This window comes from Pseudomonas sp. Irchel 3E13 (assembly GCF_900187455.1).
Taxonomy (GTDB): Bacteria; Pseudomonadota; Gammaproteobacteria; order Pseudomonadales; family Pseudomonadaceae; genus Aquipseudomonas.
Map to the genome: position 1 here is coordinate 76,967 of NZ_FYDX01000019.1, position 24,232 is coordinate 101,198.

The 24,232-nt window shown below is 63.7% G+C and carries 24 protein-coding genes and 1 riboswitch; of the genes, 16 read left to right on the forward strand and 8 right to left on the reverse strand.

Annotated elements, in window-relative coordinates; genetic code table 11:
• Window positions 1-55: 55 nt before the first annotated feature.
• The 4 genes from CKW37_RS27495 to CKW37_RS27510 form a co-directional block, all read right to left on the reverse strand.
• On the reverse strand, window positions 56-316 hold the full coding sequence (locus CKW37_RS27495; RefSeq protein ID WP_095159396.1) for a YceK/YidQ family lipoprotein: 261 nt from the start codon (window positions 314-316) through the stop codon (window positions 56-58).
• A gap of 23 nt (window positions 317-339) precedes the next feature.
• Window positions 340-969 carry a flavin prenyltransferase UbiX gene (ubiX, locus tag CKW37_RS27500; protein ID WP_095159337.1) on the reverse strand — a complete coding sequence of 210 codons (630 nt, stop codon included), beginning with the start codon at window positions 967-969 and terminating at the stop codon, window positions 340-342.
• On the reverse strand, window positions 966-2,315 hold the full coding sequence (gene mpl, locus CKW37_RS27505; protein WP_095159338.1) for a UDP-N-acetylmuramate:L-alanyl-gamma-D-glutamyl-meso-diaminopimelate ligase: 1,350 nt from the start codon (window positions 2,313-2,315) through the stop codon (window positions 966-968). The genes ubiX and mpl overlap by 4 nt, the downstream gene beginning before the upstream one ends.
• A 66-nt stretch (window positions 2,316-2,381) precedes the next feature.
• A complete protein-coding gene (locus CKW37_RS27510; RefSeq protein WP_095159339.1) occupies window positions 2,382-4,304 on the reverse strand; it encodes a sigma-54-dependent Fis family transcriptional regulator in 1,923 nt (640 codons plus the stop codon).
• Window positions 4,305-4,570: 266 nt separating this feature from the next.
• Between CKW37_RS27510 and CKW37_RS27515 the strand changes: the two genes are divergently transcribed.
• From CKW37_RS27515 to CKW37_RS27555, 9 genes are all read left to right on the forward strand, one after another.
• Window positions 4,571-6,091, forward strand: a complete 1,521-nt coding sequence (locus CKW37_RS27515; protein WP_095159340.1) for an aldehyde dehydrogenase family protein — start codon at window positions 4,571-4,573, stop codon at window positions 6,089-6,091.
• Between the two features lie 165 nt (window positions 6,092-6,256).
• Window positions 6,257-7,705, forward strand: a complete 1,449-nt coding sequence (gene eat / locus CKW37_RS27520; RefSeq protein ID WP_095159341.1) for an ethanolamine permease — start codon at window positions 6,257-6,259, stop codon at window positions 7,703-7,705.
• A gap of 49 nt (window positions 7,706-7,754) precedes the next feature.
• Window positions 7,755-9,149, forward strand: coding sequence for an ethanolamine ammonia-lyase subunit EutB (locus tag CKW37_RS27525; protein ID WP_095159342.1), 1,395 nt, complete (start codon window positions 7,755-7,757; stop codon window positions 9,147-9,149).
• Window positions 9,150-9,161: 12 nt separating this feature from the next.
• Window positions 9,162-9,980 (forward strand): ethanolamine ammonia-lyase subunit EutC, encoded by an 819-nt coding sequence (gene eutC, locus CKW37_RS27530; protein WP_095159343.1) that lies wholly within the window; start codon window positions 9,162-9,164, stop codon window positions 9,978-9,980.
• 109 nt (window positions 9,981-10,089) lie between these two features.
• Window positions 10,090-10,542: a GNAT family N-acetyltransferase gene (locus tag CKW37_RS27535; RefSeq protein ID WP_095159344.1), complete on the forward strand. Its 453-nt coding sequence runs from the start codon at window positions 10,090-10,092 to the stop codon at window positions 10,540-10,542.
• 207 nt (window positions 10,543-10,749) lie between these two features.
• Window positions 10,750-11,400 (forward strand): DedA family protein, encoded by a 651-nt coding sequence (locus tag CKW37_RS27540; RefSeq protein ID WP_095159345.1) that lies wholly within the window; start codon window positions 10,750-10,752, stop codon window positions 11,398-11,400.
• 9 nt (window positions 11,401-11,409) lie between these two features.
• The gene (locus CKW37_RS27545; RefSeq protein WP_095159346.1) at window positions 11,410-12,225 is read left to right on the forward strand and encodes a zinc-dependent peptidase; all 816 of its coding nucleotides are present in this window, start codon (window positions 11,410-11,412) and stop codon (window positions 12,223-12,225) included.
• Window positions 12,226-12,316: 91 nt separating this feature from the next.
• On the forward strand, window positions 12,317-12,844 hold the full coding sequence (ppa, locus tag CKW37_RS27550; RefSeq protein WP_095159347.1) for an inorganic diphosphatase: 528 nt from the start codon (window positions 12,317-12,319) through the stop codon (window positions 12,842-12,844).
• 194 nt (window positions 12,845-13,038) lie between these two features.
• Complete coding sequence (locus CKW37_RS27555) at window positions 13,039-13,749, forward strand: XRE family transcriptional regulator (protein WP_095159348.1); 711 nt, start codon at window positions 13,039-13,041, stop codon at window positions 13,747-13,749.
• 332 nt (window positions 13,750-14,081) lie between these two features.
• Here CKW37_RS27555 and CKW37_RS32860 read toward each other — a convergent pair whose 3' ends face one another.
• Entirely contained in the window at window positions 14,082-14,243 is a 162-nt protein-coding gene (locus tag CKW37_RS32860) for a hypothetical protein (protein ID WP_159985334.1), read from the reverse strand.
• Between the two features lie 178 nt (window positions 14,244-14,421).
• Between CKW37_RS32860 and CKW37_RS27560 the strand changes: the two genes are divergently transcribed.
• Window positions 14,422-15,099, forward strand: a complete 678-nt coding sequence (locus tag CKW37_RS27560) for a TetR family transcriptional regulator C-terminal domain-containing protein (RefSeq protein WP_256587881.1) — start codon at window positions 14,422-14,424, stop codon at window positions 15,097-15,099.
• 21 nt (window positions 15,100-15,120) lie between these two features.
• Here CKW37_RS27560 and mntP read toward each other — a convergent pair whose 3' ends face one another.
• The 3 genes from mntP to CKW37_RS27575 form a co-directional block, all read right to left on the reverse strand.
• Entirely contained in the window at window positions 15,121-15,687 is a 567-nt protein-coding gene (gene mntP, locus CKW37_RS27565) for a manganese efflux pump MntP (RefSeq protein ID WP_095159349.1), read from the reverse strand.
• A gap of 4 nt (window positions 15,688-15,691) precedes the next feature.
• A riboswitch (yybP-ykoY riboswitch) is annotated at window positions 15,692-15,860 on the reverse strand.
• 115 nt (window positions 15,861-15,975) lie between these two features.
• Window positions 15,976-16,875 (reverse strand): proline iminopeptidase-family hydrolase, encoded by a 900-nt coding sequence (locus CKW37_RS27570; protein ID WP_095159350.1) that lies wholly within the window; start codon window positions 16,873-16,875, stop codon window positions 15,976-15,978.
• A 98-nt stretch (window positions 16,876-16,973) separates the two neighbouring features.
• Complete coding sequence (locus tag CKW37_RS27575) at window positions 16,974-17,732, reverse strand: LuxR family transcriptional regulator (RefSeq protein WP_095159351.1); 759 nt, start codon at window positions 17,730-17,732, stop codon at window positions 16,974-16,976.
• Window positions 17,733-17,909: 177 nt separating this feature from the next.
• On the opposite strand from CKW37_RS27575, the gene CKW37_RS27580 reads away from it, so the two are divergent.
• From CKW37_RS27580 to CKW37_RS27605, 6 genes are read left to right on the forward strand one after another with little or no spacing between them, the layout of a single operon-like run.
• Window positions 17,910-18,800 carry a proline iminopeptidase-family hydrolase gene (locus tag CKW37_RS27580; protein WP_095159352.1) on the forward strand — a complete coding sequence of 297 codons (891 nt, stop codon included), beginning with the start codon at window positions 17,910-17,912 and terminating at the stop codon, window positions 18,798-18,800.
• Between the two features lie 3 nt (window positions 18,801-18,803).
• Window positions 18,804-19,751 carry an ABC transporter permease gene (locus CKW37_RS27585; RefSeq protein WP_095159353.1) on the forward strand — a complete coding sequence of 316 codons (948 nt, stop codon included), beginning with the start codon at window positions 18,804-18,806 and terminating at the stop codon, window positions 19,749-19,751.
• Window positions 19,748-20,608, forward strand: a complete 861-nt coding sequence (locus tag CKW37_RS27590) for an ABC transporter permease (RefSeq protein WP_095159354.1) — start codon at window positions 19,748-19,750, stop codon at window positions 20,606-20,608. The genes CKW37_RS27585 and CKW37_RS27590 overlap by 4 nt, the downstream gene beginning before the upstream one ends.
• A complete protein-coding gene (locus tag CKW37_RS27595) occupies window positions 20,605-21,591 on the forward strand; it encodes an ABC transporter ATP-binding protein (protein ID WP_095159355.1) in 987 nt (328 codons plus the stop codon). The genes CKW37_RS27590 and CKW37_RS27595 overlap by 4 nt, the downstream gene beginning before the upstream one ends.
• Window positions 21,588-22,562 (forward strand): ABC transporter ATP-binding protein, encoded by a 975-nt coding sequence (locus CKW37_RS27600; protein WP_095159356.1) that lies wholly within the window; start codon window positions 21,588-21,590, stop codon window positions 22,560-22,562. The genes CKW37_RS27595 and CKW37_RS27600 overlap by 4 nt, the downstream gene beginning before the upstream one ends.
• 33 nt (window positions 22,563-22,595) lie before the next feature.
• The gene (locus CKW37_RS27605) at window positions 22,596-24,137 is read left to right on the forward strand and encodes an ABC transporter substrate-binding protein (protein WP_095159357.1); all 1,542 of its coding nucleotides are present in this window, start codon (window positions 22,596-22,598) and stop codon (window positions 24,135-24,137) included.
• Window positions 24,138-24,232: the final 95 nt, after the last annotated feature.

The window sequence follows — 24,232 nt, forward strand, 5'->3', positions numbered from 1 at the left end:
GAAAGAGTGGATAGGTCCAGGGCCGCGTTGCGACCCTTCGCGAGCAAGCTGGCGCCTACAACCCGCCGCTGGCCTGGAAACCAACCCCCAGGACAGTCAACACAGATAGCGGCAAGAACAGCGTATCCAGCACCATACTTCCCGGCAGATCCAGCCCCGGGTACTTCGGCGCCTCAGCGCCAAAGCGGTCCTCGGCGCAACAACCACCCTGCAACGCATACAGGTCCAGCCGCGTCCCGGAATACACCACCGGCGCGCCCGGTTTTGCCGCATCCAGCGTGCGGACCGTGGCGCAGCCACTGAGGGTCAGCGCCATCAGCAGCCCCGCCAGCAGGGGCTTCACTCTTCCCCGCCGAAATGATGCTCGCCCCAACGCGGCAGCATGTCCTGGGGAATGTTCAGCAGATTGAGAATTCGTGCCACGACGAAGTCCACCAGGTCATCGATGGTCTGCGGCTGGTGGTAGAACCCCGGCGCCGCCGGCAGGATCACCGCACCCATCTGCGACAGCTTGAGCATGTTCTCCAGATGGATGGTGGAAAACGGCGCTTCCCGCGGCACCAGGATCAACTGGCGGCGCTCTTTCAGGGTGACGTCCGCCGCACGCTCGATCAGGTTGTTGCAGGCGCCGGTGGCGATGGCCGACAGGGTGCCGGTGGAACACGGCACCACCACCATCGCCGCCGGCGCGCCGGAGCCGGAAGCCACAGGCGACATCCAGTCTTCCTTGCCATAGACCCGAATCTGCCCGGCGGCAGCGCCGGTGTATTCGGTCAGGAACGCCTGCATGGCTTGGGGCTTGGGCGGCAGCAGCACGTCGGTTTCGGTGGACATCACCAATTGCGCCGCCTTGGAAATCAGGAAGTGCACCTCGCGGTCCTCCCGCACCAGGCAGTCCAACAGGCGCAGGCCATATTGCGCCCCGGAGGCGCCGGTCATCGCCAGAGTGATGCGTTCCGGCCCGTTCACCGCAGCGCCTCGGCCAATTTGCCGTGCAGGCCGCCGAAGCCGCCGTTGCTCATGATCACCACTTGGGTGCCGGCGCGGGCCTGGCCTTTGACCCGCTCGATGATGGCTTCGAGGCTGTCGGCGACAATCGCCGGCACCGCGCACTGAGCGGCGGTCGCCGCCAGGTCCCAGCCGAGGTTCGGCGGTGCGTACCAGATCACCTGGTCGGCATCGCGCACGCTTTCCGGCAGGCCATCACGGTGGGCACCGAGCTTCATCGAGTTGGAGCGCGGTTCGATCACCGCGATCACCGGTGCATCACCAACGCGCTTGCGCAGGCCGTCGAGGGTGGTGGCGATGGCGGTCGGGTGGTGAGCGAAGTCATCGTAGATGGTGACGCCGTTGACCTCGGCGACTTTCTCCATGCGCCGCTTGACGCTCTTGAACGCGCTCAGCGCGGCGATGCCCATGGCCGGAACAACGCCGACATGGCGGGCCGCAGCCAGGGTCGCCAGGGCGTTGGCAACGTTGTGCTGGCCAGTCAGCTCCCACTCCACCACGCCTTGCACGTCGCCGTCGAAGCTCACTTCGAAGCGCGAACCGTCGTCGCTGAGCAGGCGCACCTGCCATTGGCCGCCTGCGCCGGTGGTCTGCACCGGGGTCCAGCAGCCCATCTCGATCACGCGCTTCAAAGCGGATTCGGTGGTGGGGTGGACGATCAGGCCTTCGCTCGGAATGGTGCGCACCAGATGGTGGAACTGCCGCTCGATCGCCGCGAGATCAGGGAAGATATCCGCGTGATCGAATTCGAGGTTGTTGAGGATCGCGGTACGCGGGCGGTAATGGACGAATTTCGAGCGCTTGTCGAAGAAGGCGCTGTCGTATTCATCGGCCTCGACCACGAAGAACGGCGTGCCGCCCAAGCGCGCCGACACCGAGAAGTTCTGCGGCACGCCGCCGATGAGGAAGCCCGGGCTCATGCCGGCATGCTCCAGCACCCAGGCCAGCATGCTGCTGGTGGTGGTCTTGCCGTGGGTGCCGGCGACCGCCAGCACCCAGCGCCCCTGCAGAACGTGGTCGGCCAGCCACTGCGGGCCGGACACATAAGGCAGGCCCTTGTTCAGCACATATTCCACCGCCGGGTTACCCCGCGACAGCGCGTTGCCGATCACCACCAGGTCAGGCGCGGGATCCAGTTGCGCGGCGTCATAGCCCTGGGTCAGTTCGATGCCCTGGGCTTCGAGCTGGGTACTCATGGGCGGATAGACGTTGGCGTCGGAACCGGTGACGCGGTGGCCGAGCTCCTTGGCTAGAACCGCCAGCGAGCCCATGAAAGTGCCACAGATACCAAGAATATGAATGTGCATGGTCAACCTCGGAAAACGTGCTGGCAGGGTAGCTTAGGGTTGGAAAAATCTCACCCTGTGTTTCGCTCAGGCACCCCGGGAAAGACCGTGTTTGCGCAGTTTCCGATATAACGTGTTACGACTTACTCCGAGCTGCGCCGCCACCTGGGTCATGTGCCAACGCTTCTGCTCCAGCGCCGCCAACAAGGCCTGGCGTTCGGCGTCGTCCAGCGGCGCCCGGGGGTTATCCACAGGCGCGTTGACCACGGCTTTCAATGGCGCGGCGTTGCGCACCAGCGGCGGCAGGTCGAGCACGCCGATATGCCCGTCTTCGCACAGCGCCACCAAAGTCCGCAGCACATTACGCAACTGGCGCACGTTGCCCGGCCAGGCGAAATCCAGCAGCAAACGGCGCGCCGCCGGTTCCAGTTGCACCGCTTGCCGCCCGGCTTCCTCGGCGAGGATGAAGTCGAGTAACTGGCCCTTGTCGCTGCGCTCGCGCAACGCCGGCAGGGAGATTTCCAGGCCGTTGAGGCGGTAATAGAGGTCTTCGCGGAAGCTGCCGTCCTCGACCCGGCTCAGCAGATCGCGGTGCGTGGCGCTGATGATGCGCACGTCCACCGCCTGCGGCTCGCCACCGATGGGCACCACCTGGCGCTCTTCGAGCACCCGCAGCAGGCGGGTCTGCAGGGCCAGCGGCATGTCGCCGATCTCGTCCAGCAGCAACGTGCCGCCATCGGCCTGTTGCAGCTTGCCGCGCATGCCTTCCTTGCGCGCGCCGGTGAAGCTGCCGCCGCGGTAACCGAACAGCTCGCTTTCGATCAGGCTTTCCGGAATCGACGCACAGTTGAGCGCGACAAACGCCTTGCCCGCCCGCTGACTGGCCTGGTGCACGGCCTTGGCGAACGCCTCCTTGCCGGAGCCGGTCTCGCCGTTGAGCAACAGCGGCACATCGCGCTCGAACACCCGCAGCGCCCGCCGAAAATCGTTCTGCAGGGCCGGATCGAGCAGACAGATATCCGCAGGTTTGCTCGGCGCCGGCACACGCACCGGCGCAATCGGCTGGACCAGCGCCCGGGCCTGCCCGCGCAGGCTGGCGAACAGCAACCGGCCATCACGGGTGCGCAGCGGCCAACTGGTGCTGGCCATCGCGGTAGCGCGGCCCAGCAACTCGTCGAGGTGGCAGTCGAAGAACATTTCCACCGGCTTGCCCAGCAGGCCGCCACGGACATTGCCCAACAGGTTCAGCCCGCTCTGGTTGACCGCCTGAATCCGCCCTTCGCCGTCGAAGGCCAGCAGCCCCTCGCTGAACAGCCCGACGGATTCGGCCTGCAGGTGAAAGCGCAGCAACCAGTGGTTTTCGAAACAGCGCAGGAAATAACAGCTCTCGATCATCTTCGCCGAGAGATTGACCAGGGCCATGGTGTGGAACTGGCTCTGCCGCGAGGCATCCGCCCGCGCCGAGGACACGTCCAGCACCGCCAGCAGCTCACCGTGCGGGTCGAAGACCGGGCTCGCCGAGCAGGTCAGGCCGGTGTGGCGCCCGCGAAAATGTTCTTCCTGATGGATGGTCAGCGCCTGGCGTTCCACCAGGCAGGTGCCGATGCCGTTGGTGCCTTCGCGGGCCTCGCTCCAGTCGGCCCCCAGCCACAGCCCGGCGCGCTCGAAAATGCGCCGCTCGGTGGGTGCGGTCACGCAATTGAGGATTACCCCGCGATCATCCGTCAGCAAGACCGCATGGCCGGCGCCGGAAAGCTGCTGGTGCAGGCTGTTCATCTCGCTGTCGGCGATGCGCAGCACCTGGTGCAGGCGATCGCGGCTTTCCATGACCCGCTCGTGTTCGAGCACGGTGGGCGCCATGGCGAGGGCCGGATCGAGGTGGTAGTCCTCCAGACAGCGCAGCCAGGAGCGGGCGATCGAAGGATCGCTGCCCGGCCCCTGCAAACCGCCTTTGCCTTGGGTCACTGTAAGCACTTGCCGGGCGTGCCGGCTCAGATGATTACCCTGCACTTTTATTGTTCTCCGCGGGTGAGAGAAACCCAGCATCCTCCTCGCACTGGCGCTTTGCAATGGCGCCTTGACCACCGGGTCGCCGGCTGTACCGCCAGCGGTACAAAGTGTCACCCAGGCTGTACCGAAGGTGTCGCAGCCTGCGCCGAAACCCTCGGCAAAACTGCGCCAAGTCATTGATCCGACGTGGCCTCCGGGCACTGGCCCGACACTTGCTCTACGCTTGAAATCCTCCCCAACAAAACACATAAGCCAGGAGAGACACCATGCGTTACGCACATCCAGGTACCGAAGGCGCGAAGGTTTCGTTCAAGAGCCGCTACGGTAACTTCATCAATGGCGAGTTCGTGGCTCCGGTCAAAGGCGAGTACTTCACCAACACCTCGCCGGTGAATGGCCAGCCCATCGCCGAATTCCCCCGCTCCACTGCCGAAGACATCGATAAAGCCCTGGACGCCGCCCACGCCGCCGCCGATGCCTGGGGCCGCACCTCGGTCCAGGACCGCTCCAACGTCCTGCTGAAAATCGCCGATCGCATCGAGCAGAACCTCGAAGTGCTGGCCATCACCGAAACCTGGGACAACGGCAAGGCCGTCCGCGAAACCCTCAACGCCGACATCCCGCTGGCGGTCGATCACTTCCGCTACTTCGCCGGTTGCATCCGCGCCCAGGAAGGCGGCGCCGCAGAGATCAACGAAGGCACCGTGGCCTATCACATCCACGAGCCGCTGGGCGTGGTCGGGCAGATCATCCCGTGGAACTTCCCGATCCTGATGGCCGCCTGGAAACTCGCGCCAGCCCTGGCCGCCGGCAACTGCGTGGTACTCAAGCCCGCCGAGCAGACGCCGCTGGGCATCACCGTGCTGGTGGAACTGATCGCCGACCTGCTGCCGCCCGGCGTGCTCAACGTGGTGCAAGGCTACGGCCGCGAAGCCGGTGAAGCCCTGGCCACCAGCAAGCGTATCGCCAAGATCGCCTTCACCGGTTCGACGCCGGTGGGCTCGCACATCATGAAATGCGCGGCCGAGAACATCATTCCGTCCACCGTCGAGCTGGGCGGCAAGTCGCCGAACATCTACTTCGAAGACATCATGCAGGCCGAGCCGTCCTTCATCGAGAAGGCCGCCGAAGGCTTGGTGCTGGCGTTCTTCAACCAGGGCGAAGTCTGCACCTGCCCGTCCCGCGCCCTGGTGCAGGAATCCATCTATCCGAAGTTCATGGAAGTGGTGATGGAGAAGGTGAAGAAGATCAAACGCGGCGACCCGCTGGACACCGACACCATGGTCGGCGCCCAGGCCTCGCAGCAGCAATTCGACAAGATCCTGTCGTACCTGGAAATCGCCGAGCAGGAAGGTGCTGAACTGCTCACCGGCGGCAAGGTGGAAAAACTCGAAGGCGACCTGTCGACCGGCTATTACATCCAGCCGACCCTGCTCAAAGGCAACAACCGCATGCGCGTGTTCCAGGAAGAAATCTTCGGCCCGGTGGTCAGCGTCACCACCTTCAAGGACGAAGCCGAAGCCCTGGCGATCGCCAACGACACCGAGTTCGGCCTGGGTGCCGGCGTCTGGACCCGCGACATCAACCGCGCCTATCGCATGGGCCGCGGCATCAAGGCCGGCCGCGTGTGGACCAACTGCTACCACCTGTACCCGGCGCATGCCGCGTTCGGTGGCTACAAGAAGTCCGGCGTTGGCCGTGAAACCCACAAGATGATGCTCGATCACTATCAGCAGACCAAAAACCTGCTGGTGAGCTACGACATCAACCCATTGGGCTTCTTCTAAACCCGCCATCGCGAGCAAGCTCGCTCCTACAGAAAAAAACGCGCCGTCCCCGTAGGAGCGAGCTTGCTCGCGATGGGCTGCAAAGCAGCCCCAAAAACCAGAGCAACCCCTCTGGCCCGCTTCATGCACCGCATTCACCACTCAAAAACAACAACAGGTGACTTCATGCCAAGCGATCACTCTGCCGGGACACCGGCAGGTTCTTCCGTCGACTTCGAAAAGGTCGGCTCCGACTACTTCCAACAACGTGAACTGAAAAAAGGCGCCGCCGGCTGGGTCCTGCTGGTCGGCCTCGGTGTGGCCTACGTGATTTCCGGCGACTATGCCGGCTGGAACTTCGGGCTGGCCCAAGGCGGCTGGGGCGGGATGTTCCTCGCCACGCTGCTGATGGCCACGATGTACCTGTGCATGTGCTTCTCGCTGGCCGAGCTGTCCTCGATGATCCCCACCGCCGGCGGTGGTTACGGCTTCGCCCGCAGCGCCTTCGGGCCCTGGGGCGGGTTTCTCACCGGCACCGCGATCCTCATCGAATACGCGATCGCCCCGGCGGCGATCGCGGTGTTCATCGGCGCCTACTGCCAGTCGTTGTTCGGCATCGGCGGCTGGATCATCTACCTGGTGTTCTACATCATCTTTATCGGCATCCACATTTTCGGGGTCGGTGAAGCGCTGAAGCTGATGTTCGTCATCACTGCGGTAGCGGCCATTGCCCTGGCGGTGTTCCTGATTGCGATGGTGCCGCACTTCGAGACGAAGAACCTGTTCGACATCGTTCCGACCCAGGCCGCCGGCGCCAGCGAGTTCCTGCCCTTCGGCTACGTCGGGGTGTGGGCGGCGATTCCCTACGCGATCTGGTTCTTCCTTGCTGTCGAAGGCGTGCCACTGGCGGCCGAGGAAACCAAGAATCCCAAGCGCGACCTGCCGCGCGGCCTGATCGGCGCGATGCTGGTGCTGCTCGGTTTTGCCCTGCTGATCCTGATCATTGGCCCGGGCGCTGCCGGCGCCGAAGCGCTGAAAAGCTCCGGCAACCCGCTGGTCGAAGCCCTGGCCAAGGCCTACGGCGGCTCGACCTGGATGGGCAGCTTCGTCAACCTGGTGGGCCTGGCCGGACTGATCGCCAGCTTCTTCTCGATCATCTACGCCTATTCCCGGCAGATCTTCGCGCTTTCCCGCGCCGGCTACCTGCCGCGCGTGCTGTCGCAGACCAACAAGAGCAAAGCCCCGGTACTGGCGCTGATCATCCCCGGCATCATTGGCTTTGGCCTGTCGCTGACCGGCCAGGGTGACCTGCTGATCCTGGTGGCGGTGTTCGGCGCTACGCTGTCCTATGTGTTGATGATGGCCGCGCACATCACCCTGCGCATTCGTCGCCCCAAAATGGAGCGGCCGTATCGCACGCCGGGCGGCATCTTCACCTCCGGCGTGGCCCTGGTACTGGCCTGCCTGGCCGTGGTGGCGGGTTTTCTGGTGGATCCGCGGGTGGTGATCGGCGCCGCCATCATCTATGGCATCTTGATTGCGTACTTCGCCCTGTATAGCCGCCATCACCTGGTGGCCGGTACGCCGGAAGAAGAGTTCGCCGCAATCCAGAAGGCCGAAGAAGCCTTGCACTGACCGCCTCACCGCGCCGCCGGCCGGCCCGGCGGCGCTCTGGAGATTCCGAATGGCAAGTTTCGTACACACGGCAGGCAACCAGACCTACCGTTTCGACAGCCTCAAAGAGGTCATGGCCAAGGCCAGCCCGGCCCGTTCCGGCGATTTCCTCGCCGGGGTCGCCGCCAGCAACGACGGCGAACGGGTCGCCGCGCAGATGGCTTTGGCCGATATTCCCCTCAGTCATTTCCTCAATGAAGCGCTGATTCCTTACGAGGAGGACGAAGTCACCCGGCTGATCATCGACACCCATGACAAACAAGCCTTCGCAGCGGTCAGCCACCTGACCGTCGGCGGCCTGCGCGACTGGCTGCTCGGCGATCAGGCCGACGAAAACAGCCTGCGCGCCTTAGCGCCGGGCCTGACGCCAGAGATGGCGGCGGCGGTGTCGAAAATCATGCGTGTGCAGGACCTCGTCCTGGTGGCGCAAAAGATCCGCGTGGTCACCCGCTTCCGCGGCACCATGGGCCTGCGCGGCCGGCTCTCGACCCGGCTGCAGCCCAACCACCCCACCGACGAACCGGCCGGCATTGCCGCGAGCATCCTCGACGGCCTGCTCTACGGTAACGGCGACGCCATGATCGGCATCAACCCGGCCACCGACAGCATCGCCTCGATCTGCGCCCTGCTGGAAATGCTCGACGCCATCATCCAGCGCTACGACATCCCCACCCAGGCCTGCGTGCTGACCCACGTCACTACCTCCATCGAGGCGATCAACCGCGGCGTGCCGCTGGACCTGGTGTTCCAGTCCATCGCCGGCACCGAGGCGGCCAACGCCAGTTTCGGTATCAACCTCAATGTGCTGAAGGAAGGCTACGAGGCGGGCCTGAGCCTGAACCGCGGCACCCTCGGGCAGAACCTGATGTATTTCGAGACCGGCCAGGGCAGCGCGCTGTCGGCCAACGCCCACTTCGGCGTCGACCAGCAGACCTGCGAAACCCGCGCCTACGCCGTGGCCCGGCACTTCAAGCCATTCCTGGTCAACACCGTGGTCGGCTTCATCGGCCCCGAGTACCTGTACAACGGCAAGCAGATCATCCGCGCCGGCCTCGAAGACCACTTCTGCGGCAAGTTGCTGGGCGTGCCCATGGGCTGCGACATCTGCTACACCAACCATGCCGAAGCCGACCAGGACGACATGGACATGCTCCTGACCCTGCTCGGCGTCGCCGGGATCAACTTCATCATGGGCATCCCCGGCTCCGACGACATCATGCTCAACTACCAGACCACCTCCTTCCACGACGCCCTCTACGCCCGCCAGACCCTGGGCCTGAAGCCGGCACCGGAGTTCGAGGCCTGGCTGGCGCGCATGGGCATCTTCACCCAGGCCGATGGCCGCGTGCGCTTCGGCGACAACCTGCCACCGGCCTTCCGCCAGGCCCTGGCGCAACTGGGATAAGCGAGCGACCTCATGGACAAGCAACCGACGCCCACCGACAACCCCTGGCTGGAACTGCGCCGCCTGACACCGGCCCGCATTGCCCTCGGCCGTTCCGGCACCAGCCTGCCGACCCAGGCACAACTGGACTTCCAGTTCGCCCACGCCCAGGCCCGCGACGCCGTGCACCTGCCCTTCGACCATGCCGGCCTGCGCGAGCAACTGCAGGCCCGCGGCCGCGACAGCCTGCTGCTGCGCAGCGCCGCCAATGACCGCCATCACTACCTGCAGCGCCCGGACCTGGGGCGGCGCCTGCATGAAGACTCCGCGCAGGTGCTGCGCGAGCATGCCCAGGGCAATCCTGGCGGCGTGGATCTGGCCATCATCGTCGCCGACGGCCTGTCGGCATTGGCCGTGCACCGCCACACCCTGCCGTTTCTCAATCGCCTTGAAGAACAGACCGCCGCCGATGACTGGTCCACCTCGCCGGTGCTGCTGGTGGAACAGGGCCGGGTCGCCGTGGCCGATGAAATCGGCGAGCTGCTGGGGGCGCGCATGACCGTGATCCTGATCGGCGAACGCCCCGGCCTCAGCTCGCCGGACAGCCTGGGGCTGTATTTCACCTACAACCCGAAAGTCGGGCTGACCGATGCCTACCGCAATTGCATCTCCAACGTTCGCCTTGAGGGCCTGAGTTACGGCATGGCCGCGCACCGCCTGGTCTACCTGATGCGCGAAGCCTGTCGCAGACAGCTTTCCGGGGTGAACCTCAAGGACGAAGCGCAGGTCCAGACCCTGGATTCGGAAACGGACGTGCAACAAAACGGAAACTTCCTGCTTGGAAAACCCTGAATGACGGCCGCTTTTTCGACGATTGCGATTTTTTTCCGCTTTAGGCAGCATCTGGGGCGACGGCTGCCCGAGATTCGCCGCCATTCCCTTCGAAACACGAGGCCTGCTTATGCGAATCATCCAAGCCACCCTTGAGCACCTGGACCTGCTTGCACCGCTATTCGTGAAGTACCGCGAGTTCTACGGGCAACTGCCCTACCCGGACTCGTCCCGCGCTTTCCTGGAAAAACGCCTGGAACGCGGCGAATCGATCATTTACCTGGCGCTGCCGGATGATGACGACAGCAAGCTGATGGGCTTCTGCCAGCTCTACCCGAGTTTTTCCTCGCTGTCGCTGAAACGCGTGTGGATCCTCAACGACATCTACGTCGCCGAAGATTCGCGGCGCATGCTGGTGGCCGACCACCTCATGCGCGAAGCCAAACGCATGGCCAAGGAAACCAACGCGGTGCGCATGCGGGTATCCACCAGCAGCGACAACAAAGTGGCGATGCAGACCTACGAGTCCATCGGTTTTCGCGAGGACACCGAGTTCAAGAACTACGTTCTGCCGCTCAACTGACGACAACACGATCACTGTGGGAGCGCCGCCCGGTCAGCTCCCACAGTGGTTTGCCGCTCAGCACATTCAGCTACAAACTGCGTAAGCAGAAATCTCTCGTCGCCGTATAATGGCGCCCTTCGTATTGTGTGAATTCTTACCCTTCCTTGTGGGGTAACTTTGCGCTCCTCGCACTGCCAGCCAACGTATTGAACACAGGTGTCGTACATGGACTTCAACCCGCTGGACCTCATTCTGCATCTCGACGCTTACCTCGATTTGCTGGTCAACAACTATGGTCCATGGATCTACGCCATCCTCTTCCTGGTGATCTTCTGCGAAACCGGTCTGGTGGTGATGCCGTTCCTGCCGGGCGATTCTCTGCTGTTCATCGCCGGCGCCGTGGCCGCGGGCGGCGGCATGGACCCGGTACTGCTTGGCGGCCTGCTGATGATCGCGGCCATCCTCGGCGACAGCACCAACTACGTGATCGGGCGAACAGCCGGGGAACGCCTGTTCAGCAACCCGAACTCGAAAATCTTCCGCCGCGACTACCTGCAGCAGACCCACGATTTCTATGAGCGCCACGGCGGCAAGACCGTGACCCTGGCGCGCTTCCTGCCGATCCTGCGGACTTTCGCACCGTTCGTCGCGGGCCTGGCGAAAATGCCCTACCCACGCTTCTTCGGCTTCAGCGTCGCCGGCACCATCCTCTGGGTGGGCGGCCTGGTGACCCTGGGTTACTTCTTCGGCAACGTGCCCTTCATCAAGCAGAACCTGTCGCTGATGATCGTCGCCATTATTCTGCTGTCGCTGGTGCCGGTGATCATCGGTGTAGTCCGCGGCCGCATGAACCGTGGCCCGGCCAAGGCGCACTGATCCGCCGACATGTGGAGCCTGAGCGACTGGCGTCGCCGCCGGACACTGGCCCGGCACCCGATCGATCCACAACTGTGGCAGCAGGTGCGCGAGCGCCTGCCGATCCTCGACGGCCTGAACGACGAGGAAGACCAGTGGCTGCGCGAGGCCTGCATCCTGTTTCTGCGGGACAAACACCTCACCACCCTGCCCGGCGTCGAGCTGAACGACGGCGAGCGGCTGTTCCTCGCCGCCCAGGCGCAATTGCCGCTGCTGCACCTGGGACCGCTGAACTGGTACCAGGGTTTTCACGAAATCATTCTTTACCCGGATGACTTCCTCAGCCCCCAGCGCCACCGCGACAGCAGCGGCATCGAGCATGAATGGGACGCCGAGCACAGCGGCGAAGCCTGGCAGCAAGGGCCAGTGATCATGGCCTGGCCCGGCGTGCAGGCCAGCGGCGTGTGGGAAGGCTACAACCTGGTCATCCATGAGCTGTCGCACAAGCTGGACATGCTCAATGGCGACGCCAATGGCCTGCCGCCACTGCACGGCGACATGCGTGTCAGCGACTGGGCCGAGGCCATGCAGCACGCCTACGACGACCTCAACCGCCAGCTCGACCGCAACCCCGATGCCGAGACGGCCATCGACCCCTACGCGGCGGAAAACCCCGCCGAATTCTTCGCCGTGACCAGCGAATACTTCTTCAGCGCTCCCGATCTGCTGATGCAGGCGTACCCTGCGGTTTACGCGCAGCTTCGCGGGTTTTATCGCCAGGATCCCCTGGCGCGCCTTCAGCAACTCCAGCTCAGCCACCCGCAGTACAAAGATGCGCTGGAGTGAATCGGTCAAGCATCGGGGCGGGCATGGCAAGCGTTTCCGAATGTGCCTATAATCGCGGCCAATTTTTGGTCAAACACGGGGGCAACGCCCAATGAGCTACAGCAAGATTCCAGCTGGCAAAGACCTGCCGAACGACATCTACGTCGCCATCGAGATCCCGGCCAACCACGCGCCGATCAAATACGAGATCGACAAGGACAGCGACTGCCTGTTCGTCGACCGTTTCATGGCCACCCCGATGTTCTACCCGGCCAACTACGGTTTCATCCCGAACACCCTGGCCGACGACGGTGATCCCCTGGACGTGCTGGTCGTGACCCCTTACCCGGTTGCTCCAGGTTCGGTAATCCGCGCCCGTCCGGTCGGCATCCTGAACATGACCGACGACGGCGGCGGCGACGCCAAAGTCATCGCCGTACCGCACGACAAGCTGTCGCAGCTGTACGTCGACATCAAGGAATACACCGACCTGCCAGCCCTGCTGCTGGAACAGATCAAGCACTTCTTCGAGAACTACAAAGATCTGGAGAAAGGCAAGTGGGTCAAGATCGATGGCTGGGGCAACGCTGACGCTGCCCGCGCCGAGATCACCAAAGCCGTTGCCGCCTACAAAGGCTAAGCTCCTCGCTTGACGAAAAAGCCCCGCACTTGCGGGGCTTTTTCATGGGTGTGTGGAAAGTGAGGTGTGGAGAGTTAGCGACAATTCCTACGCCGCCATAGGCAATTACTGTAATTCCGACCCATCAACATTCCGAAATATCTCAACCCAATGTTTATAGGAAGCCTTGTTCCTGCCCTCTAGAATCAGTCCCCATGAATACATCCGGTGATCGACTGAAGGCACTGCTGAACGAGTGCAACCTGAGCGCTTCGGACTTCGCAGCCCAGCGCAAGGTGACGCCTCAACATGTGAACAACTGGTTCCATCGCGGTGTGCCCCAGGCCCGGCTCGATGAAATCGCCGAACTGCTGTGCGTACGCAGCAAATGGCTGCGCACGGGCGAAGGTCCCAAGCACATCAACCCATTACCGCGAATACACCGCCCCCGCACACAGCCAAGAAGCGAGGTGCCGGACCACAGCGCCCTCACCACCTATGGCGAAGGCGATGCGCAGCTGCCATTTCACAGCCTGCGCAACCGCCAGCTTGAACCCATCGACAACCGCTACCTGCGCCTGCCGCGCCAGGCCCTCGACCGCCTCGGCGTCGACCCGACCCAGGCGCTGTGCCTGAGCATGCCGGACTACAACATGATGCCACTGATCCCGTTCGGCGCCCCACTGGCCATCGACCGCGGCCTGACGCGGGTGGTCGAGGGCGAGCTGTACGCGGTCCTGCACAACGGACGCTTGCGCATCCACAGCCTGAGCAAACGCACCAACGGCGTCTTGCGCCTGCACAGCCATGACAGCGAAGGGTTTCCCTGCGAAAGCTACAGCGTCAGCCAGGCTCGCAGCCAACAACTGGAGATCCTCGGCTGGGTGTTCTGGTGGGCCCAATACCGCAGCGAAAGGCCGGACTGAAGCGCATAAGCGTGCATTTTCCGCTGGGCATTGCGAGCCATTCCCAGTATGCTACGGTCCACCTCCACCCTGGCTGCCGCTTGCATGCCATGGGCGGGCGAGGCCTCACACAGCCCTCGCCTATCGACACCTCGTGTCGACCAACGATTTGAAGGCGGTTGCGGCTTACCAAAAGTCAGCCAAGACTGTCCCCGAGAAGCCGGCCACAAGCCGGCTTTTTAATTCCCCCCGCCCTGCCCCAACAACTCCCGTCGTCGCCGCTCCCAGTTCGCCTGCCGCTTGGCGATATCCGCCGCCAGAATCTCCAGTCGTCGTTCGCCTTCGGCAATAGCCTAATCCTTTGACGGATAGAGCTCGCTGATCGGGTAGTTGTGCCCGGTTTCGGTGCGGTCGTAGGCGCTACCGTAGATGCCGCCAGCCACCAGTTCGACCTTCACGACCTGGAATGTGCGGGTCAGTCGCCAGGCGACGTAGGGGTATGTGCGTTGCTGCATCGGGGAAATCCTGCTGCTCGATGAGACTGCGGTGGTCACCGCCGGCAGAAGGCTACGCGCTTCGTTATATAGAATTCAATACAGCGTACTCGCGCCAGCGCTGTATATTTTTGTATATTCCGAATCCCGACTCCAACGCGGACCTCTCGCCGGGCTTGGGCACAACAAGGAATTCGCGATGTACATCATGCCGTTCGATCCCCGCCTCGATACGCCGCGGGGCGCCAGAAAACCCCGGCCCCGCACCGACGACGCGCCAGACTCGGTGCGCAGGACCATTCTCGACGCGGCGAGCGAAGCCTTCGCCGAGAAGGGCTACGCCGCCACCACCGTTGCGACCATCGCGCAACGGGCCGGGTTGCCCAAATCCAACGTGCACTACTACTTCAAGTCCAAGGAAAACATCTACGCCAAGGTGCTGGAGGACATCGCGCCCTCGTACCTGAGCGCCTGCATGCCGTCGCTGGACGACGATGAGACGCCGATCGAGGCGCTGACCCAGACGCTGATCCGCATGATCCGTCTGTTCGAGCGCCAGCCATGCGCCTCGAAAGTGTTCATGGCTGAACTGCGTGAAGGTGCGCGGCGCCTGCCACGGGAGTTTTTTGCCCGCTGGACGACGCAGACCCAGCAAAGTCTCGCCGGCATTCGCCAGTGGGTCGATCGCGGCCTGCTGGCGCCCATCGACCCGGAACACGCGCTGCTGACCATCTGGGCCATCGCGCAATCCTGCGTCAGCCGTGGCTGGCAGCTTCCCGGCCTGCGCAGCGAAGCAATGGACTACGACATCGCGGTCAGCAACGCCGCGCGCCTGCTGCTCAGCGGTCTGGCACCGGGAGGCCGGGCAGCCCGCTGAGACGGGCTCCAGAGACCTCAATCAGACGGCGCTCAGGTGCTCATAGAGAATCGTCGCGCCCACCAGCATCAATACGACACCGCCAACAATCTCCGCACGTTTGCCCACCACCGAACCGAGCACACGGCCGAGCATCACACCGAGGGTGACCATGACGCAGGTGGCCAGGCCGATGCATGCGGCGGCAACCAGGATGTTGACGTTGACGAACGCCAGGCCCACACCGACCGCCATCGCGTCGATGCTGGTGGCAAATGCGGTCACCGCGAGAATCAAGAAGGAATGCTGGCTGGTTTTTTCTTCGGCTTCGTCTTCGTCCTTGAGGCCGTTCCAGATCATGTGCAGACCCAGCACCAGCAGCAGGCCGAAAGCGATCCAGTGATCCCAGTTTTCGACGAACTGGACGGCGACCTGGCCGATGCCCCAGCCGAAGATCGGCGTGATGGCTTCGATCACGCCGAAGATCAGACCGGTGCGCAGGGCCTCGGCGAAACGCGGTTTATGCAGGCTGGAGCCTTTGCCTATCGCTGCCGCAAAGGCATCGGTCGACATGGCGAGCGCGAGGAAGAGGAGGGAAAAGGGATTCACGGTTACAGTCCAGTCGGGCTATGAGTCAACGACGCAACCACACGCCCGACTTCAGGCATGGATGCATCGTTGGTCTCGCCAACCAGAAAGGTGTTCACGCCACGGCTGCTGCCGAGAATGTTGACGTGAACGCTCACTGACCGGGGTCAGGAGCAGGCTACTCCCCAACAAGGGTGGCCACTATAGCGGCTAGAACGTAAAAAAAACATCAACCGCCGCACTGCCACCCGCACATCGGCAGGCGAAGCTCCGTAAAGGGCCGCACCGCGGCCCCAGGTCAACGCGAAATCACAGGTTCTCGTCGAGGAAGTTCACCACGGTGCCCATGCACGCGACCCGCTCTTCCACATGCGGCATGTGGCTGGAGTTCTCGAAGATCGCACTCTGGATACCCGGGATCAGGTCCAGGAATGGCTGGATCACCCGTGGCGTGGCTTCGTCATAGCGACCGGAAATCAGCAGGCAAGGTGCGTTGATCTCAGGCAGGTAGTTGGCGATGGTCCAGTCCTTGGTGCTGCCGGTGATGGTGAACTCATTCGGACCGGTCATCGCGTGGTACACGGTCGGGTCAGCGTCAACCTGGGCAAAGGTGCGTTCCACCTCTTCCGGCCACGGGCTGAGACGGCACACGTGCTTGTTGTAGAAGAACCGGGTCGCCGCCAGGTAATCAGCGGCGAGGTAATCACCGGTGGCTTCGTGCTTGAGCAGGGTGGCCTGAATGTCTTCGGGCAATTCTCCGCGCAGGCGATTGGCTTCTTCCATCCAGGTGCCCATGTCGACCGGCGAGTTGGCGATGATCAGGCAGCGCAGGCCGGCCGGCCTTCTCGCGGCATGAACACTGCCGAGCATGCCGCCCCAGGATTGGCCGAGCAGCGCATAGCGCTCGCTGATGCCGAGGTGCTCCAGCAGGTTGTCGAGTTCTTCGAGAAACAGGCTCACCGTCCAGAACGACGGCGGCATATCGGGCAGGTGCGTCGAATGGCCGTTGCCCAGTTGGTCATAGTGGATGACCGGATACCCGCCGGCAGCGACATCCTTGTAAGCGTCGACGTAGTCATAGGTGCAGCCTGGCCCGCCGTGGAGGATGACCAAGGGAGTGCGACCGCTTTCGAGGTCACCGGTAATGCGGTACCAAGTCTGGTGGCTGCCAAACGGGGCAAAACCTTCACGCGATTTGATGAGTTCCATTTCATCCGGCTCCGTGCGAATTGTGGCACTCACCATAACTGCTGCCCCGTCGGCGCATAACTAGAGAATTCTCTAGGTTTTCGGGATTTTTCCGGCAGCTAACCCTCTAAAAGCCGGTAATGCACGGCACGGGCCACCGCCTGCACACGGTTTTTTGCACCCAGCTTGTGCATCGCCGAGGTCAAATGAAGGGAAATCGTGGCCAGTGAGCGGTTCAATTGCTCGGCGATCTGCGCGGCGGTCAAGCCGTCGGCGGCCCAACGCAGGCATTCACGCTCACGCCGGGTCAGGCGAACGGTCTGCACGGCCGCTTCCTTGCCAAGCAAGGGATACGCCGCCTCCTGAAAGGCATGGGCGATCAGGCCAAAATCGGCAAGGCTGTGGCGCGCCTCCTCCAGGTCGCTGTCGCGGACCTCCGAGCGTAGCGCAGTCATTGTCGCCAACCCGCCACGCGGCATGTGGATGGGCACGGTAACGCCGCAGGTGAGTTGGGCATCTCTGAGGTAACTGGCCACCGGGGCGTGGCGACGGTCGATGTGCTGCTGCAGGACCGTCTTTCGCTTCGCCTCATAAGACCAGACGAACGGCGCGATGGCGGAAAGGGCGAGGTGCTGGACCGGATCGATCTGGTAGAAGCCTGAAACCCAGAGGTCTTCCCAGTCTTTCGGTGTATGGCGCACGCGCACGACGGCGGGGGTGATCAATTCGCCGACGTGATCCAGCGGAACCGCGCTGTAGTCATACACCAGCGTATCGAAACCGAGTTGCGTCGCCATGTCGGCAACGCTGTCTATCTGTTCGTCCAGGCTCCTGCCAGACAACAGACGGGTATTGAGGTCAGCCAGCTTGGCCTGCATTCCTTGCACTCCCTGTGTGTATACCCCTGTTGGATTTCCATCTTGAAGTCCGGCAAGTAGAATGCCACGGCTCGGCGCGGGACTGCCAGATGAAACCTATAAGAAATACTAGCTTGTAGGTGGCGCATTCTCCTGCGCAGGGTATAGCGGTAAGCCATTGCCAACAGGAGAGTAGCGATGTGGCGTGAGATGCAACCGGACCAGCAGTTCAACCTTTCGGTCGATGGCCACAATCTCGTGGTGTACAGCTATGGCGAGGGCGACGAGGTGCTGCTGTGCCTCAACGGCGGGCCCGGCCTGCCCTGCGACTACCTTCGTGATGCCCATTCCTGGCTCAAGGACAAAGGCCTGCGGGTCGTGGCGTTCGACCAACTGGGCACCGGCGCCTCCGACCGGCCCGACGATCCTTCCCTGTGGGACATCACCCGCTACGTCGCTGAAGTCGAAACAGTGCGCGAAAGCCTCGGCCTGGGCCGCGTGCACATGCTCGGCCACTCCTGGGGCGGCTGGCTGGCGATCGAATACGCCATTCATCACCCGCAGGCACTGAAATCCCTGATCCTGGAAAACACCGTCGGCGACATCCCGCACCTGTCCAGCGAGCTGGATCGCCTGCGCGGCGCCCTCGGCAGCGAAACCGTGGCGATGATGCAGCGCTACGAAGCCATCGGTAACCTCGATCATCCCCAGTACCAGGCTGCCATCACCCTGCTCAACTACCGCCATGTCTGCCGCCTGGAAGAATGGCCGGCACCGGTCCAGCGCTCGCTCGGCGACTGGAACATGGGGCCGTACGTCGCCATGCAGGGGCCCAACGAGTTCCTCTATACCGGCAACCTCAAGGACTGGAATCGCCTGAAGGAAATGGCCGACTTCCGCATGCCGGTGCTGATCACCACCGGCCAGCACGACGAACTCACCCCCGCCTGCGCCCTGCGCATGAAGCTCGCGCTCGACAACGCGGCCGAGCTGCATGTGTTCCCCAACAGCAGCCACATGCCGTTCTACGAAGAACCCCAGGCCTATTTCCCGGTGTTGCTGGATTTCCTGCAACGTCACCGGGGCTGATCGATGAATCTGGCGCGCTACCGGTTTGTCCTGACCCGTCCGTTGCAACTGCTGCCCGTGCTGCTCGGCATAAGCCTCATCACCTTCGTGCTGGTCCGCTCGATTCCCGGCGACCCGGCGCGGGCGCTGCTCGGCAGCCGCAGCACGCCGGACGCGATCCAGAAGATCCGTGCCCAGTACGCACTGGACGAGCCGATCTGGACCCAATACCTGTATTTCCTGAAAAACCTGCTCAACGGCGACCTCGGCCAGTCCCTGCTGTACAAGATCGACGCGCTGAAGCTGATCACCACGCGCATTGAGCCGACCCTGATGCTGGTGTTCGGCAGCGTGCTGATGGCGCTGATCATCGCCGTGCCGCTGGCCACCCTCGCCGCACGCAACAAGGGCGGCTGGGCCGACAACCTGATCCGCCTGTTCACCACTGCCGGCCTCGGCCTGCCGGCGTTCTGGCTGGGGCTGATGCTGATCCTGCTGTTCAGCGTGCACTGGGGGCTGTTTCCGGTGTCCGGCTATGGCCGCACCTGGGATGACAAGCTGCACCACCTGGTGCTGCCCTGCCTGACCATCGCCCTGGCGCTGTCCGCCGTGCTGGTGCGCAACCTGCGCGCCAGCATGCTGCTGGAAATGCAGGCTGACCACGTCACCGCCGCCCGCGCCCGTGGCCTCTCGGAAAACGCGGTGTTTCGTCGCCACGTCCTACCCAATTCCATGGTGCCCACGGTCAACCTGCTGGCGGTCAACATCGGCTGGCTGATCAGCGGCACGGTGGTGATCGAAAGCCTGTTTTCCCTGCCCGGCATCGGCCAGTTGCTGGTCCGCGGAATCTTCACCCGCGACTACATGGTGGTTCAGGGCGTGGCGATGGTGCTGGCCTGCGCCACGGTAGCGGTCAACTTCATCGCCGACGTGGTGACCACCGCCATTGACCCGCGGGTGACGATCCAATGAGCGGCAGCCCGAGCGTCGCCGCCCCCGTTCGCTGGCGCCTGCGCTGGCAGCTCGGCAATGGCCGCCTGACCTTGTATTTCGGCCTCGCCATCGTGCTCGGCTGGATCCTGCTGGCGCTGTTCGCGCCCTGGGTCGCGCCCTACGACCCGCTGCTGCAGAACGGCGACATGCGCCTTGCCGCGCCAAGCCTGGCGTACCCCTTCGGCACCGACAATTTTGGCCGCGACATCCTTTCCCGGGTGATCTGGGGCGCGCGCATCGACCTGCAGATGGCGTTGATCGGGGTGATCTTCCCGTTCCTGCTCGGCACTTGCATCGGCGCCATCTCCGGTTATGTCGGCGGGCGCCTGGACGCGCTGTGCATGCGCCTGATCGATATCGTCCTGGCCTTCCCTTTTCTGGTGCTGATGCTGGCGATCATGGCCATTCTCGGCCCGGGATTGAGCAGCTTCTATATCGCCATGGCACTGGTCGGCTGGGTGTCCTACGCACGGCTGATCCGCTCGCAGATCCTCGTGCTCAAGGAAAGCGACTTCGCCCTGGCGGCCAAGAGCCTGGGCTTCAGCCACCGGCGCATCCTGTTCGGCCACCTGATGCCCAACGCCCTGTTCAGCTCGGTGGTGTTCTGCATGTCCGACGCCGTGCTGGTGCTGCTCAATGGCGCGGCGGTCAGCTACCTCGGCCTCGGCGTGCAACCGCCTACCGCCGAGTGGGGCACGATGGTTGCAGAAGGACAAAGCTTCATTACCAGCGCCTGGTGGATCTGCACCTTCCCCGGCCTGGCCGTGGTGACCCTGGCCATGGGCTTCAGCCTGCTGGCCGACGGCGTCGCCGAACGTCTGGGAGACCGTTCATGAGCGCACCGCTGCTTCAGGTCGAAGACCTCAGCGTGATCGCCCGCCTTGAGGGGCGTGATGTCGCGGTGGTCGATCGGCTGTCGTTCAGCCTCGGCGAAGGCGAGATTCTTGGTCTGGTGGGCGAAAGCGGCTCGGGCAAGACCATGGCCTGCCGCGGCCTGATGCGCCTGCTGCCGTCGCCGAAGCTGCGGGTCGAAGGCAAGGCCGTGCACCTGGCCGGAAACAACCTGCTGCACCTGGACGAGGCCGGCATGCGCCGCATGCGCGGGCGCGAGCTGGGCATGATTTTCCAGAACCCCAGCAGCCACCTCGATCCGCTGATGCGCATCGGCGAACAGATCGCCGAAGGCATCCGCCTGCACCAGGGCGCCTCGCGCCGCGAAGCGCGGGCGCAGGCCATCGACGTGTTGCGTCAGGTCGGCATTCCCGACCCGCAGTCGCGGGTCGACAATTACCCGCATGAATTTTCCGGTGGCATGCGCCAGCGGGCGATGATCGCCGTGGCCCTGGGCTGCAACCCGAACGTGCTGATCGCCGACGAGCCGACCACTGCGCTGGACGTCACCGTGCAGGCGCAGATCCTCCGCCTGCTGCTGGAGCTGCGCGACCGCCGCGGCTTGTCGATCATCCTCATCAGCCACGACCTCGGCGTGGTGGCGCAGACCTGCGACAGCATCGCCGTGATGTACGCCGGCCGCCTCTGCGAACACGGCAGTAAGCAGGACCTCCTGGCAAACCCACAGCATCCGTACAGCGCCGGCCTGCTCGCCTGTCACCCGGCGGCCGAGAGCACTCAGCGGCTGATGAACACCATTCCCGGGCAACCGCCCTTGCTCGACGCCATGCCCCAAGGCTGTCGCTTCGGCCCGCGTTGCGCGCACGCCGCGCCTACCTGCCGCGAGCAGTTGCCGGAGCTGCGGGAAACCGCGCCCGGCCACCGCCTCGCCTGCCACACGCCGCTGTTTGCCGGAGGTCTGTCATGACCACGCTGTTGCAGGTCAAGGACCTGCACGTGCAGTTTCCCGCCGCGGGCAGCGGCCTGTTCGACCTGCGCCAGCGCAAGGTCAGCGCGGTCAACGGCGCCTCGCTGGAACTGAAGGCCGGCGAGACCCTCGGCCTGGTCGGCGAGTCCGGCTGCGGCAAGAGCACCCTGGCCCGCGCCATCCTGCACCTGAACGAGACGGCCGGCGGGCAGATCCTCTTCGACGGCATCGACATGGCCCACGGCAGCAAGGCCGATATCGCCCGCCTGCGCCATGAAACCGCGATGATTTTCCAGGACCCGTACACCGCCCTGAACCCGCGCCAGAGCATCGGCCAGATTCTCGCCGAAGTGCTGCGGGTGCAGCGCAAAGTGCCGGCGCAGCAGGTCGAGGCGCGGGTCGCCGAACTGCTCAATCTGGTCGGCCTGCGCCCTGAACTGGCCGATCGCAAACCGCGCTCGCTCAGTGGCGGCCAGTGCCAGCGGGTCGGTATCGCCCGGGCGCTGGCCATCGAGCCGCGGTTGATCGTCGCTGATGAATGCGTCGCCGCGCTGGACGTGTCGATCCAGGGCCAGATCATCAACCTGCTGCTGGAACTGCGCGAACGCATGGACCTCGCGCTGCTGTTCATCACCCACGACCTGACCGTGGTGCGCCGCCTGTGCGACCGGGTGGCGGTGATGTACCTCGGACGCATCGTCGAGGAAGGTCCGGTCCGCGACGTTTTTGATTCGCCGCGCCATCCGTATACCGCCGCACTGATCCAGTCGATCGCCGATATCGACCCGGCACGCCGCCTGCCCGAGCAACCGCTGCCGGGCGAACCGCCGAGCCCGCTGCACCTGCCGTCGGGCTGCGCGTTCCATCCGCGGTGCCGGCACGCCCTGCCGGTGTGCCGCGAAACCTCTCCACCCACCCATTCGCTGGGCGCACGGCGCTACACCTGCGTCCACCCGGAGCCGTTGTACTGAAGAAATAACCACACCATCAAAAGGAGCTTGAGCATGAAACCCGGAGCATTGAAGTTACTCACCGCAGCATTGCTGGCCGCCAGCGCCCTGACCAGTGGCCTGGCCCACGCGGCGGGGGTATTGACCATCGGCTGCCGTGAGGAAAGCACCACCTTCGACCCGATCAAGAGCGCGCAGAACCGCGACAGTTGGGTCTTCGCCAACGTCTACGACGTGCTGATCCGCGTGGACAACAGCGGCACCAAGCTGATCCCGGGGCTGGCGGAGAGCTGGAAGGTCTCCGATGACGGCCTGACCTACACCTTCAAGATCCGCGATGCCAAGTTCTCCGACGGCTCGCCCCTCACCGCCAGCGACGCCGCCTTCTCGCTGCTGCGCATCCGCGACAACCCCGCCTCGCTGTGGGCCGACTCCTACAAGATCATCGACAAGGCCGAAACCCCGGACGACCGCACCCTGGTGGTGACCCTGAAGAACAAGTCGGTGCCGTTCCTCGCGCAACTGGGCACCGCCAACGTCTCGATCCTGTCGAAGAAGGCCATGGACAAGATCGGCGAGGACGCCTACGCCCAGGACCCGGTGACCTCCGGTGCGTTCAAGGTCAAGGAATGGCTGCGTGGCGACCGGGTAATCCTGGAAAAGAACCCCAACTTCTGGGAAGCCGACAAGGTCAGCCTGGATGGCGTGGAGTGGATTTCCATCCCTGACGACAACACCCGCATGCTCAAGGTGCAGGCTGGCGAACTGGACACGGCGATCTTCGTGCCGTTCTCCCGCGTCGACGCGCTGCAGAAAGACAAGAACCTGAACATCCATATCGACCCGTCGACCCGGGAAGATCACCTGCTGATCAACCACTCCAAAGGCCTGCTGGGCAAAGCGGAAGTGCGCGAGGCGATCGACCTGGCGATCGACAAGAAAGCCCTGGTCAACACCGTGACCTTCGGCCATGGCGAAGTGGCGTACTCGTACATTCCCAAAGGCTCGCTGTACCACAACGCCGACAACCTGCAACGCCCGTACGACCCGGCCAAGGCCCGCGAGTTGCTGAAAAAGGCCGGCGCCGAAGGGCTGAAGGTCAACTACGTGGTCAACGCCGGCAACGAGGCTGACGAGCAGATTGCCGTGCTGGTGCAGAAGCAACTGGCGGACGTCGGCATCACCGCCACCCTGCAGAAGGTCGACCCGACCGCGAGCTGGCAGATGCTGGTGGACGGCGACTACGACCTGTCGGTGATGTACTGGACCAACGACGTGCCCGACCCGGACCAGAAGAGCACCTTCGTGCTGGGTGATGACACCAACCAGAACTACATGACCCGCTACAAGAACGACACGGTCAAGGATCTGGTCGCCGCGGCGCGGATCGAAACCGACCCTGTCAAGCGCGGGCAGATGTATCAGGAACTGCAGAAACTGGCGAAACAGGACGTGCACTGGATCGACCTGTACTACAGCCCGTACATCAACATCTCACGCAGCAATATCCAGAACTTCCTGCAGAACCCGTTGGGGCGGTTCACCCTGGAAGAAACGGTGAAGCTGGAGCCTGGGGTTAAAACGGCGAAGAACTGAGGCAGAACCTCATGGCTGCATGACGGCCATGAGGCGCCAGTCCGGAGATCGGGTAGCGGCTACCAGGTTCTAGCCGACAGTTTTTCAGAGTTCTT

Coding starts and splice junctions, on each gene's coding strand:
- CKW37_RS27495 (WP_095159396.1), bottom strand. CDS start 316: ATGGCGCTGACCCTCAGTGGCTGCGCCACGGTCCGCACGCTGGATGCG.
- mpl (WP_095159338.1), bottom strand. CDS start 2,315: ATGCACATTCATATTCTTGGTATCTGTGGCACTTTCATGGGCTCGCTG.
- CKW37_RS27515 (WP_095159340.1), top strand. CDS start 4,571: ATGCGTTACGCACATCCAGGTACCGAAGGCGCGAAGGTTTCGTTCAAG.
- eat (WP_095159341.1), top strand. CDS start 6,257: ATGCCAAGCGATCACTCTGCCGGGACACCGGCAGGTTCTTCCGTCGAC.
- CKW37_RS27525 (WP_095159342.1), top strand. CDS start 7,755: ATGGCAAGTTTCGTACACACGGCAGGCAACCAGACCTACCGTTTCGAC.
- eutC (WP_095159343.1), top strand. CDS start 9,162: ATGGACAAGCAACCGACGCCCACCGACAACCCCTGGCTGGAACTGCGC.
- CKW37_RS27535 (WP_095159344.1), top strand. CDS start 10,090: ATGCGAATCATCCAAGCCACCCTTGAGCACCTGGACCTGCTTGCACCG.
- CKW37_RS27540 (WP_095159345.1), top strand. CDS start 10,750: ATGGACTTCAACCCGCTGGACCTCATTCTGCATCTCGACGCTTACCTC.
- CKW37_RS27545 (WP_095159346.1), top strand. CDS start 11,410: ATGTGGAGCCTGAGCGACTGGCGTCGCCGCCGGACACTGGCCCGGCAC.
- ppa (WP_095159347.1), top strand. CDS start 12,317: ATGAGCTACAGCAAGATTCCAGCTGGCAAAGACCTGCCGAACGACATC.
- CKW37_RS27555 (WP_095159348.1), top strand. CDS start 13,039: ATGAATACATCCGGTGATCGACTGAAGGCACTGCTGAACGAGTGCAAC.
- CKW37_RS32860 (WP_159985334.1), bottom strand. CDS start 14,243: ATGCAGCAACGCACATACCCCTACGTCGCCTGGCGACTGACCCGCACA.
- CKW37_RS27560 (WP_256587881.1), top strand. CDS start 14,422: ATGTACATCATGCCGTTCGATCCCCGCCTCGATACGCCGCGGGGCGCC.
- CKW37_RS27570 (WP_095159350.1), bottom strand. CDS start 16,875: ATGGAACTCATCAAATCGCGTGAAGGTTTTGCCCCGTTTGGCAGCCAC.
- CKW37_RS27575 (WP_095159351.1), bottom strand. CDS start 17,732: ATGCAGGCCAAGCTGGCTGACCTCAATACCCGTCTGTTGTCTGGCAGG.
- CKW37_RS27580 (WP_095159352.1), top strand. CDS start 17,910: ATGTGGCGTGAGATGCAACCGGACCAGCAGTTCAACCTTTCGGTCGAT.
- CKW37_RS27585 (WP_095159353.1), top strand. CDS start 18,804: ATGAATCTGGCGCGCTACCGGTTTGTCCTGACCCGTCCGTTGCAACTG.
- CKW37_RS27590 (WP_095159354.1), top strand. CDS start 19,748: ATGAGCGGCAGCCCGAGCGTCGCCGCCCCCGTTCGCTGGCGCCTGCGC.
- CKW37_RS27595 (WP_095159355.1), top strand. CDS start 20,605: ATGAGCGCACCGCTGCTTCAGGTCGAAGACCTCAGCGTGATCGCCCGC.
- CKW37_RS27600 (WP_095159356.1), top strand. CDS start 21,588: ATGACCACGCTGTTGCAGGTCAAGGACCTGCACGTGCAGTTTCCCGCC.
- CKW37_RS27605 (WP_095159357.1), top strand. CDS start 22,596: ATGAAACCCGGAGCATTGAAGTTACTCACCGCAGCATTGCTGGCCGCC.